Source organism: uncultured Paraglaciecola sp. (assembly GCF_913020055.1).
In the GTDB taxonomy this organism is placed as follows: Bacteria; Pseudomonadota; Gammaproteobacteria; order Enterobacterales; family Alteromonadaceae; genus Paraglaciecola.
In genome coordinates, this window is sequence record NZ_CAJWCF010000183.1 from 1 (window position 1) to 3323 (window position 3323).

Below are 3323 nucleotides of genomic sequence, written 5' to 3' on the forward strand. Positions count from 1 at the left end.
TGCTGGGATCATAGACCACCTCCTTATTAACTGTAATTATATACAGTATTGCAACAGTTTACAAAAACATAGCCTATTAATTTAATGTCCCAGCACTTTAGCAGGGTTTATTTTCGCGGCTTTAACGGCAGGATAAATAGTGGCTAAAACACTCAATACTATTGCAATTAATGCGGTGAAATATACTTCATTCCAGTTCAACTCAGAAGGCAAAAAATCAATAAAATAGACATCACCCGACAAAAATTGCACGCCAAATAAGTCTTCAACAAAACGTGCTACCCCAGCTAAATTAGAGGCCATTAACACACCTAATATCACTCCAACCACTGTACCAATAAGGCCATTAAACGTACCTTGCAACATAAATACTAGGATAATAAGACTGTTTTTTGCGCCCATGCTTTTTAACATCGCAATTTCACTTTGTTTTTCGTTTACCGCCATGACCAAAGTAGACACTATATTGAAACAAGCCACGGCTATAACCAAGCTTAATGCAATATAAACGACCGCCCTCACCAATTGAATGTCTTGATACAAATTGCCATCTTTGATGGTCCAATCCGACATGTACACTTCTGGTGTTAATTTATAGCCGATTTCTCTCGTCAATTGCGGAGCAGCAAACGCATCTTTAAATCGTAAACGTATACCTTGAGCACCATGCTGGATATTTAGTGCTTGTGCGGCTAAAGACATATGCATAAAACCAATATGATTGCTGAGCTCTCCGCCCATATCTAAACTAGCGATAACATTTAGGCGCAAAGTTTTTGGTGCACTTAAACTCAAATCTTCTGACAACTGGGGTAACAATATTTGTACTTTATCACCCACTTCCAAACCTAGCTTTTGCATCAAGCCTTGACCCAACATTGCTGCATTTTCGTCGGTTTGGAATTGTTGCCATTGTTGATTAGTCACTAAACTTGGAATAACCCCTTCAGAGGCATAAAGAGGATCTAATGCAGTTATCTCTACCGCCTTCATCTTATTGCCCTTTTGCAACATGCCTGTAGCATTGACATAAGGCTCAACAAAGATTACATCTGGGTGCTGTTGCAAAGCCTCAACTTCAGCAGGCCAATTTTCAATCCCGCTTGCATACACAGATTTAAACTCTGCGTGAGGAATAACAGACAATAAACGGTCTTTTAGTTCTCGTTCAAAACCATTCATAACTGATAACAACAAAATCAGCACAAAACATCCTAAGCCGATCCCGAAAGTAGAAGAAGCAGAAATAAACGAAATAAAACCATTTTGGCGCTTATCCGAACGAAAACGCCACGCCAATAACCAAATCAAATGCACTAGTTGGTGCTCGCCACAGATTGTGTTTCTGTCAAACAACCATCAACTAAGTTCAATGAGCGATCCAACCGTTTGGCCAACTGAATATCATGGGTCACAACCACAAAACTAGTCTGCATTTGATCCCTCAAATCACTGAGCAATTGATAAATACTTTCACCGGTTTTTTGATCTAAGTTACCAGTAGGTTCGTCTGCGAGTATTAGTTTAGGTTGAGTCACTAACGCTCTAGCAATCGCTACACGTTGACGCTCGCCACCGGATAATTCGGCTGGTTTATGACCATACCGATGTGACAAGCCAACTTTATCTAACATGGCCATGGCCAATTCATTAGCCTGTTTGACCGGTTTTTTAGCAATAAGTAAGGGCATGGCTACATTTTCTAATGCAGTAAATTCGGGTAATAAATGATGAAATTGATAAACAAAACCAAGAGATTGGTTACGAAATTTTGCTTGTTGATTGCTGCTAAAAGAAAAAATATCTTGTTGTTCAAACGTCACTTGCCCTGATGTAGGTTTATCCAGCGCACCCAATAAATGCAATAAGGTACTTTTACCTGAACCCGAACTACCCACGATGGCAACTTGTTCTGCCTTATCAATAGAAAAGTTAATGCTCCTAAGCACTTTAACGCTATTATCTCCATCGCTGTATTCTTTAGTTAGATTGGTACACCTGAGTAATTCACTCATAATCAGTACATTTCCCTAGTTTGAATTTGAACGGTTTAATTTTTCATACTTGCGTAAACGTTTCTTTTCCCTTCTTTTTGCCAAGATACGGGCTAATTTTCGCATACTTACCACTTGATCACTTTCATCAATGATATCGATACCAAACAAGGTTTCAACTAAATCCTCAACCGTTAACACCCCCTCTAAACCGCCATATTCATCAACGATTAATAACATATTTCCTCTTTGCGAATGCAAAGGAGCAAATGCTTTAGCTAGCGACATACTGCTTAATATAGTGACCATGTTTTTTTGGAAAGCTTTAAGTTCTTTGTCCGCATTACCTCGAGCATAAGCCAATAATAGATCTGACTTTAATACGTAACCGGAAATTTTCTCAGGTTCGCCATCTTCAAAGATAGGTATCCGTGAAAATGAGACATCTGCATGGTGTTGAACAAACTGTTCAATAGTCATGGTATCAGGTAATGAAAAAACGACCGTTCTATGGGTCATAGCTTGGCGTACTTTAAGCTGTTTTAAACTCAGCAAGTTTTGCATCACTGTCGCTTCGCGAACAGCAATTTGCCCTTCTTCTAAAGACAACGCAGTCATCGCGTATAACTCATCTCTGTTTAAACCAACAAGAGGAGACTCGTCATGAATTTTGGATGTCATTTTTTGCGCCATCTGCACTAACGGCCACAAAGCAATTATTAAATACTTTAAAAAATAGGCCGTTGCTGGCGCTAGTTTTCGCCAATGGCTTGCCCCGATGGTTTTAGGAATGATTTCTGAAAAAACCAAGATCAACAAAGTTAAAACCGCAGAAGCAATACCTAGATAGGCATCACCAAATACTACAGCTGCCTGTGCGCCAGCTCCAGCTGCCCCCATCGTATGGGCAATTGTATTTAGGCTCAAAATAGCAGCTAGTGGTCGGTTAATATCGCCAACTTGTTTCTTTAATAACTCGCCAGATGGGTGGCCATCTTTTTCTAACACAGAAATATAGGCAGATGACACACTCAGGATTACCGCTTCTGCAATTGAACAGACAAACGAAAAAACCAACGCGATAAAAATATATAGCAACAACAAAAACATAGGAATTAAATCTCAGAGGATGGTGTCGAAAACATCACATAAAAATGGGTAACAGACATCATACAAGCTTAACAAACCAGAAGCAGATAACGAACTATTAATAAGAGTATAGAAAAGAGATTTTACAAAGAAGTGACTAATATATAATTTAATGGCGGAACGGACGAGACTCGAACTCGCGACCCCCGGCGTGACAGGCCGGTATTCTAACCAACTGAA

3 protein-coding genes are annotated in these 3323 nt (G+C 39.5%); all 3 read right to left on the reverse strand.

Going from position 1 to position 3323, the window contains the following annotated elements:
* Nucleotides 1-81: 81 nt before the first annotated feature.
* From lolE to QZ488_RS21410, 3 genes are read right to left on the reverse strand one after another with little or no spacing between them, the layout of a single operon-like run.
* Complete coding sequence (gene lolE, locus QZ488_RS21400) at nt 82-1317, reverse strand: lipoprotein-releasing ABC transporter permease subunit LolE (protein ID WP_293752584.1); 1236 nt, start codon at nt 1315-1317, stop codon at nt 82-84.
* Nucleotides 1317-2015 (reverse strand): lipoprotein-releasing ABC transporter ATP-binding protein LolD, encoded by a 699-nt coding sequence (gene lolD / locus QZ488_RS21405; protein ID WP_293752585.1) that lies wholly within the window; start codon nt 2013-2015, stop codon nt 1317-1319. Before lolD ends, lolE begins: the two co-directional genes overlap by 1 nt.
* Before the next feature lie 15 nt (nt 2016-2030).
* On the reverse strand, nt 2031-3104 hold the full coding sequence (locus QZ488_RS21410) for a CNNM domain-containing protein (RefSeq protein ID WP_293752587.1): 1074 nt from the start codon (nt 3102-3104) through the stop codon (nt 2031-2033).
* Nucleotides 3105-3323: the final 219 nt, after the last annotated feature.

Excerpts from the sequence above, each read along its gene's own strand:
- lolD (WP_293752585.1), bottom strand. The coding sequence starts at position 2,015 with ATGAGTGAATTACTCAGGTGTACCAATCTAACTAAAGAATACAGCGAT.
- QZ488_RS21410 (WP_293752587.1), bottom strand. The coding sequence starts at position 3,104 with ATGTTTTTGTTGTTGCTATATATTTTTATCGCGTTGGTTTTTTCGTTT.